The sequence below is a fragment of the Actinomadura atramentaria DSM 43919 genome, assembly GCF_000381885.1.
Classification (GTDB): Bacteria; Actinomycetota; Actinomycetes; order Streptosporangiales; family Streptosporangiaceae; genus Spirillospora; species Spirillospora atramentaria.
Map to the genome: position 1 here is coordinate 1 of NZ_KB907235.1, position 6,862 is coordinate 6,862.

The 6,862-nt window shown below is 70.3% G+C and carries 9 protein-coding genes; 4 read left to right on the top strand and 5 right to left on the bottom strand.

The genetic code is table 11. The features are described 5' to 3' along the window. Nucleotides 1-43: 43 nt before the first annotated feature. Nucleotides 44-298: a hypothetical protein gene (locus tag G339_RS0131790; protein WP_019635099.1), complete on the bottom strand. Its 255-nt coding sequence runs from the start codon at nt 296-298 to the stop codon at nt 44-46. After that, nucleotides 299-610 (bottom strand): DUF6247 family protein, encoded by a 312-nt coding sequence (locus tag G339_RS0131795; RefSeq protein WP_019635100.1) that lies wholly within the window; start codon nt 608-610, stop codon nt 299-301. It abuts the gene before it with no gap. A gap of 120 nt (nt 611-730) precedes the next feature. Here G339_RS0131795 and G339_RS0131800 point away from each other — a divergent pair, with 120 nt between their 5' ends. Beyond that, entirely contained in the window at nt 731-1,156 is a 426-nt protein-coding gene (locus G339_RS0131800) for an endonuclease domain-containing protein (protein ID WP_157408146.1), read from the top strand. 117 nt (nt 1,157-1,273) lie between these two features. Here the strand turns inward: G339_RS0131800 and G339_RS0131805 are convergent, their stop codons facing one another. The 3 genes from G339_RS0131805 to G339_RS0131815 form a co-directional block, all read right to left on the bottom strand. Next, the gene (locus G339_RS0131805; protein WP_019635102.1) at nt 1,274-1,711 is read right to left on the bottom strand and encodes a GNAT family N-acetyltransferase; all 438 of its coding nucleotides are present in this window, start codon (nt 1,709-1,711) and stop codon (nt 1,274-1,276) included. A 99-nt stretch (nt 1,712-1,810) separates the two neighbouring features. Beyond that, complete coding sequence (locus tag G339_RS36055; RefSeq protein ID WP_019635103.1) at nt 1,811-2,131, bottom strand: site-specific integrase; 321 nt, start codon at nt 2,129-2,131, stop codon at nt 1,811-1,813. Between the two features lie 117 nt (nt 2,132-2,248). Further along, complete coding sequence (locus G339_RS0131815) at nt 2,249-3,343, bottom strand: SEL1-like repeat protein (RefSeq protein WP_026341960.1); 1,095 nt, start codon at nt 3,341-3,343, stop codon at nt 2,249-2,251. Nucleotides 3,344-3,692: 349 nt separating this feature from the next. Here G339_RS0131815 and G339_RS0131820 point away from each other — a divergent pair, with 349 nt between their 5' ends. The 3 genes from G339_RS0131820 (at nt 3,693) to G339_RS0131830 (ending at nt 6,557) form a co-directional block, all read left to right on the top strand. Continuing rightward, nucleotides 3,693-4,043 carry a hypothetical protein gene (locus G339_RS0131820; protein ID WP_157408147.1) on the top strand — a complete coding sequence of 117 codons (351 nt, stop codon included), beginning with the start codon at nt 3,693-3,695 and terminating at the stop codon, nt 4,041-4,043. Beyond that, nucleotides 4,040-4,819 carry a hypothetical protein gene (locus G339_RS0131825; RefSeq protein WP_019635105.1) on the top strand — a complete coding sequence of 260 codons (780 nt, stop codon included), beginning with the start codon at nt 4,040-4,042 and terminating at the stop codon, nt 4,817-4,819. The genes G339_RS0131820 and G339_RS0131825 overlap by 4 nt, the downstream gene beginning before the upstream one ends. A 313-nt stretch (nt 4,820-5,132) precedes the next feature. Then, the gene (locus G339_RS0131830; protein ID WP_157408148.1) at nt 5,133-6,557 is read left to right on the top strand and encodes a hypothetical protein; all 1,425 of its coding nucleotides are present in this window, start codon (nt 5,133-5,135) and stop codon (nt 6,555-6,557) included. Nucleotides 6,558-6,862 lie beyond the last annotated feature (305 nt).

Below are 6,862 nucleotides of genomic sequence, written 5' to 3' on the forward strand. Positions count from 1 at the left end.
CCCCCCGAGTGCGACGAGACCGAGAGCCGATCGCTCTCGGCGATCAGGCTGGGAAGCGGTCGACTCGCAGTACGGCGACCTCGCGCTGCGGTTCGAGCAGGAGGTAGGTCACCGAGATGCCCGCCGAGACGCGCTGGTGGTCCCAGACGTACATGGCACCGGCCGGGGTGAGTCGGCGGCCGTTCGCCGGGGTCAGGCGCAGGACTTCGTAGATCTCCAGCAGGACGTCGACCTCGGTGTCCGACAGCGCGGTGATCTGGGCCTCGGCGATGTCCGAGCCCATCCGGATGGTGAACACCTAGCGGCGGGTTCCCCGGCGGGCCAGGACCTGCTCCAGCGTCGGGCCGACCGGCCGCGCGCCCGCCTCGATCTCTCCGGCCTCGCGGTTCATCCGCTGCCAGTCGGCCGGGTCGGCGGCCGCGCGCACCGCGATGCGCCACCACGCCGACAAGAAGCCGTCCAGGGCCGCCAGGTCCACGACCGGCGCGGACGTGATCGCTTCGAGCTCGGCGTCGAACGCCGCGGCGTTGGGCTCGGGCAGCGCGGACCGCACGGCGGTGAAGGTCCGCTCGATCGGCGGGCGGTGCCCCTCGTGGCGCTGGACGGTCATGGAACGCAGGCTACCCACCGGCGGCGTCCCCTTCCCACCCTTTCCCGCCCCTTCTCCCGCCGTCGTCTCCCCAGGGGCCCGGGATGCGCGATGGGGAGATCAGCGGGGTAGGCGCGGTAAGTGGGCAAGCATGTGAAGTACCGGATGGGGCACGGCTGGGGCCGCCCGAAAGGGCTGTGCCTGATCTGCGGGAAGAGCCCGTACCCGCTCGTGCATGACCACTGCCACCGGCACGGCTGGGTGCGCGGGGCGATCGGCGTGGGGATCTGCAACACCTGCAACGGCCTGATGGCCAGCCTCGACCGCGGAGCGCTGCCCGGCCCGGACCACCGGCGCGCGCCCGAGGAAGAGTACGTGCGGCACTGGCTGCGGTGCCCCGACTGCCGCAAGACCGGCTGGCGGGAGACGACGTTCTGCGCCTGCGACCACGACCCGGGGTACCCCAGCCGGTACGAGTGCGTGCGCCCCGCCGACGACCCCGTCTGCCCGTGGCTCGGCACAGGGTTCCGGCCCCTCCCGCCAGCACCGTCCGCGCACCGGCCGTGAGCCGATGCCCCGGCCCGGCGAGGTCTCACACAATGCCGATTGAGTGGGCCTGGGACGCCGAGCGCCGCCCCACCGAGAGCGGCAGGGCGGCGCGATGTCGTCGGACGTCGGGGAGCGTCAGTCGGGTCGCCGGGCGCGGCGCATCATGCGTCCCCGGAGGTCGTACGGCCGGTCGTCGGCGGCGGGCTCGTAGTCGAACCCCAGCGAGATCCACGCATCGAACAGCTTCGGGTCCCACCCGGCCAGCTCGATGTCCCCCTCGTGCCGCGCGAACACGTACTCCATCAGGGCGCGGGCGACACCGCGCAGCCGGTGGTCGGGCTCGACGTACAGCAGGTGGGGAACGATGGTCGAGGGGTCCATGCCGGTGTCCACGTACATCCAGCCGAGCCGTTCGCCCCGCTCGTCCTCGGCGACGAGCACCGCCCACGCCTTCTCCAGCGAGTGGCCGCCGCCATGTTCGTGGTGCTCTTGGACCTTGGCTCCCCACTCCTCCTTGTCGGTATTGATCCACTCCAGGTCGGCCGTGGTCGCTTCGCGGATCGCGATCCCCATGCAAGTCCTCTCGTCGTTGGTGCGGGGACGCTACGCCTACAGCCCGACGTCCCGCATCGCGTTCTCCTTCCACCGGTCGGATGTAAGGGGATGCGATCGTTAGAGACCGGCGCCGTGCATGGGGTTCTTCTGCCAGCGGTCGACATCGCGGATGTAGCGGAGCAGGGCGTTGGAACCGTCGCTCCAGCCGCCGTGGCGGCCGATGGAGACCAGGTCGGCGCCGCCGAGGTAGGCGCCGGTGGCGCCGCCGGCGCGCAGGCTGTGGCCGCGGATCGCGGTGTGGCCGAGTCCGGCGCGGGCGGCGGTGTCCTTGATGACGCGAGCGATGCCGTCGCCGCTCATGCGTCCGTCGGCGGAGGCGTTCCCGGCCCATCCGGGCCGGCCGGCGATGTGGCCGTGCCGGTCGATGCCGCGCAGCACCGGCCCAGTAGTGATGCCGTGTTCGGCGAGCGGGGCCTTCCAGGCGCGGAACAACTCGCAGCTTGACGTCCCACATCGCGTTTGCCTCATCGCCGCGAGCCCGTGGGATGGGCCCCTCTAAGGGTCGAGGGGCCAGCTCAGGGGGTCGATGGCCGTGAGGGCGCCGACGTCGACGAGGATCTTGGCTGCCCTGCTGGCGGCGTCGGTGTGGCCGAGCCGGGCGGCGCGGCGGAAGAACACGACGGCGGTGAGGGATCGGTCGACCGCTTCGTAGTCGAGTCCGATCCGGTAGGCGGCCTCGCGGCAGCGCTCGACGTAGGGGACGGCGGACGACTCGTCGGTGAGGCCGTACAGCAGCGGTGCCGGGTACGCGGCCCGGGTTGCGCGTTCCAGCCAGTACACCGACTCCTGCACGCGCCAGTCGCAGCCCAGCAGCGCGGCGAGCTGGAACTGCGCCTGCGGGTCTCCGTCCTCGGCGCGGCGCAGCAGCCGGGGCCCGGTCCGGCCGTAGGACTCCCGGAACCGCCGCTGGGAGAGCGTCAGGTCTTCCGGGTCGCCTTCGGTGTTCGGGTCCGGCCCGGGGTCCACGGCGACGCTGGCGGAGTCGGCCTCGTAGTTCGGCACGACGTCGATGAAGTTCAGCGCCCTCGACGCGAACTCCGCGGCGTTCGCCGCGACGGCGGTCACCCTCGCCGCGTCGACGCAGGGAGAAGGCGGGCCGTCCGGCGGGGCCGGCGGCGGCGTTGCGGGCGGCACGACGGGCGGGAGGGCGTGCTCGGGAGCCCTGGGCCGTCCAACAGGGCCTCCGGCAGGGGCGGGGAAGTCCTCCCGGTCGCGTTCCTGTGCGCGCAACTGCTCGCAGGCGCGGTCGTAGTGGCTCTTCCATTCGGCGATCGTGCCGAGTTGGACGTCGGGGTCCAGCCCGTCCTCGGCCACGATCGCCCGCAGCGTCACCAGGTACGACACCACGCGGCGCCACTTGGTGAGCGACTCCCGCTTCCTGCCGCCGAGGATGTCGTGGACCGTCGACGTCGGCAGCTTCACCACCTTGACGCCCACGCCCGGCGCGTCGTCGACGCTGGCCGCCGCGAGCCCCGCCGACACCTCCTCGATCCGGTCGAACGACGGGTCGCCCGCCCTGTGCCTGGCGCCCGCGAGCGCGGCCGCGAATTCTCGGATGACCGCGGCGGCGCGGGGAGAGAGTCCGGTCATAGGGGGGTCCGTCGTCCTTTGCGGTAACTGTGTCTGCACACATGATCTCACTCGGTATCCGTGAGGTTTGTGGAGAATGACACATCCCATTACCTCCGTCACCGTCCGCTGTCGAAACCGCAGGTAAGGGGCGTGATCGTTTTCGGGGCGGATGGAACCGGATGGAACCGGACGAGACCGGAGACCAGCGGATACGGCCGGATGAAAACGCCGCGAGCGTGCTCACCCGGTGCCTAACTCTTCAGTTTCGTCCGCTCTGGTCCGTTCTTCGGAAAACACCGCCGTCCGCGCGAGAGGACTGCCAATCTCTGGTTCCGCACCATTCGCAACCCCGACGGAAACGACATCTGTGGCCCACGCCCACCCGCGTCGACCCGCCCAGGACCGGCACCAGACCGTCCGGCCCTGCCGCGTCACCGCAGAGGTGCGGGGCGCGAACGCACGGTGCTGGTCCCCGCTGCTGGCGGACCTGTCGACGCTCGCGGCGCTGGACGCGCCGACGAGTCCAACGAACAACGAGGAGGAGTACGTGAGGTTCCTGCTGATCACGACGTGGACGCTGGTGACGGGCCGGTCCGCGCCCCGCACGGCCGCGTGCGACGCGCTGATCGAGTTCTGGGCCGACCCGGCGATGGAGCCGCCGCAGCGGTTCGGCCGCCGCGGGAGCCGCAGCGGCCGCGCGAGAGGAGCCCGTCGGTGAGCACGTCCACGAGTGAACTTCCTCCCGACCCCGGCCCCCTGCACGAGACCGTCGCGGTCCCCGCCCCGTTCCCCGCTCCGGTCTCGGCGGGGACACCGGTCGCCGGACCGGCCCCGGCGGTGTTCCCCGGGTCGATCGCGGACTCGGCGCTGCGCGCCGGCGACGGCCGCAACCACCACGGCACCGTCCCGGAGATGCCGTCCGGCCTGATCCACACCACGGTCCTGGCCACCGACATCACCGCGTTCGGCGACCGCCGCCGCGACGACGAGACCCACCGGCACCTGCGCGCGATCATGTACACGTTGATGAGCGAGGCGTTCGCGATGACCGACCTGCCGTGGTGGCGCTCGGTCCGCGACGACCGCGGCGACGGAACCCTGATCATCACCCCGCCCGGCATCCCTCCGGCGCTGTTCCTGGACCCCCTGGCCCACCACCTGACCGCGCTGCTGCGGCGGACCAACCGGACGGCCAACGACGTCGGCCGCCTCCGGTTGCGGCTGGCGGTCAGCGCCGGGCACATCCAGCACGACGGGGGCGGCTTCATCGGCCGCCCGCTGATCCACCTGTTCCGGCTCCTGGACGCCCCCGCGTTCAAGGACGCCTTCGCCGACGCCGGAACCGACCTCGCCATGATCGTCAGCGAGGAGTTCTACGACTCCGCCCTCGCCACCGGCGGCCTGATCAACCCCGCCGCCTACCGGCCCCTGCACGTGGCCAGCAAGGAGACGCACTGCACCGCGCAGCTCTGGCTGCCCGCCACGCGTAGCTAGCGCCGCCCCTTGGCCGACCCGGAACGCGGGGCGCGGACCGTCCCCTCCGATCCCGCCCCGCCCGGCCGCCGCAACCCCATATCCAGCAGCCGCTCGTCCTCCACCGTGTGACCGAGCGCTCCCAGCCGCGCTGTGAGCACTCGGCCAGGATCCACTAGTCGGGACATTCCCGTAACCCGCCGGACGGCGGGTGATGACGGGCGCAAGGGGCCAGTAGGAGAGTCACGTCCGGTGTTGGCCCTGTTCGCTTGGAACGGGGGACATTGCGACGTGACGTGCGGAACCATCGTGTTCATGAGTCTTGGAGAGCCGCATGGGTAAGCGCGAGCGGCGCCGGAAGCGGGAACGGGCGAAGAGACAGCGATCCGTCCCGACGGCGGTGGTTACCGAGTTCCCGCCTGCCGCGCCTCGTATCCGCGTGATCGTCCAGGCTGACCAGCCCGCGGAGGCGCGGGAGATCGCCTTGAAGTACTGGGAGGTCGCCGAGGACGGCAAATGGGCGCGGACCGTTGCCAGCATCGGTGAGCAGCAGGCGGTCAGTATGACGGCGACATCGGCTTCCCACGCTGTGCTGCTCGGGTCGCTGTGCGCCAGTTGCGACGAACCTATCCGGGTACCCAACCGGTCGTGGGCCGTCAAGGTCGGAGGACCGAATCTCGACCGGCGTAGCGGGACCTACCTGTGTCCTGAGTGCAGCGAAGTCCAAGAGCAGGAGCGCCTGCACCGGCGTCAGGCCGAGGCTGAAGCGGCTCAGGCCGTGCAGAAGCAGGAGGAAGCCAGGGCCGCGGAGCGCGACCGTAAGATCGCCGAACTCATCGCCCGAGAAGGAGCGACGAGCTCTTCGGAGAGCTCGCTCCCCGGAGACGCCTCGCTGGGCCTCTCCCTGTACATCGCGCTGGTCAACCACGCCGCGTACCGTGCCGACAAACCGCTGCCAAGCGTGACCGAGGTGGCCCCGGCCGGGTGGACAGGGGATTCCACCACGGACGGGGAGGCGTTCCTCGACCTGTACCGGGCGCATCTGGTCGCCATCGCCGCCGAGACTCCCGTGGAAGCATTCGTGGTCTCCGACGAAGACGATGGCGTCAGGTTCTACCGCACGGAAGCAAGGTGGCGCCTGGTAGGCAGTGCGGCGTTCACCACCGCGACCGCAGAGAGCATCACCGCTTACCTCGTGACGGGGCACGGACCAGGTGCCCATGAGGCCCGCCAGTCCCTCGCCGGGCTCGTCGAGCGCATGGAGACCATCAACGTCATCTCCTACCTCGACGGCCTGCTGACGAAGAAGTACGACTACCCGCCGGTTCCCGAGGGGCGCCGTCAAGAGCTCGCCGACGTTGTGAAGAAAGGCCTGGCAGCCGGATACACCCCCGGCCAAATGATCTGCTTCGCCTGGCGCGCCGCTGACTCGGCGGCAGGTTGGAAGGAACGCAACGCGCACATGGGACCGGCCGAAGCGTCCTCCGGCGCGGTCACCATCCTCAACGGCAAGATCGACAACGCCATCGAACTCCACCACGCCATCCCCGAGTACGACTCCCCGCGCTGGCATCAGCAGCCGCTCGCGCTCGGTGCGCTCAGAGAGGTGAACGCCGAAGCCAGACGAATACGAGATCGCGCGGTGATCGACGCCTGCGCCGTATGCGACCACCAAGGCCTGAGCGAGACGGATACCGGCACTCTGGTTCGGTGTCTTCACGCTCCGGACCCTCGGCAGGACGGGGCGGCCAACGTCTGACAGCCGACAGGCTCCGGCCGTTCAGCCAACGGTGTGGGCGGGAGGCGGGCGGGGACGCTGGCCCCCACCGCTGCCTCCGGCCGGGGAAGGGCGAGTAGCAGTCGCCCTTCCCAAGGTGCTGCTCCAAAACGTATCGGGCTCCATGTACACCGATGTCGTCAGTAGCGCCCCTCCAGTAATGCCGATATCGCCGATTCATGTCGATCGACCTGGAAGCAAATATCTAAAATTTGACGCAACTGGTCGACTTCAACCAGAACTGAACGGACCTGGTTGGAAGTAGACACATTTGGACGCCATCGGAC

What these genes read in the sequence shown, in the direction of transcription:
- G339_RS0131815 (WP_026341960.1), bottom strand. Translation starts at nt 3,343, where the DNA reads ATGACCGGACTCTCTCCCCGCGCCGCCGCGGTCATCCGAGAATTCGCG.
- G339_RS0131830 (WP_157408148.1), top strand. Translation starts at nt 5,133, where the DNA reads ATGGGTAAGCGCGAGCGGCGCCGGAAGCGGGAACGGGCGAAGAGACAG.
- G339_RS0131805 (WP_019635102.1), bottom strand. Translation starts at nt 1,711, where the DNA reads ATGGGGATCGCGATCCGCGAAGCGACCACGGCCGACCTGGAGTGGATC.
- G339_RS0131795 (WP_019635100.1), bottom strand. Translation starts at nt 610, where the DNA reads ATGACCGTCCAGCGCCACGAGGGGCACCGCCCGCCGATCGAGCGGACC.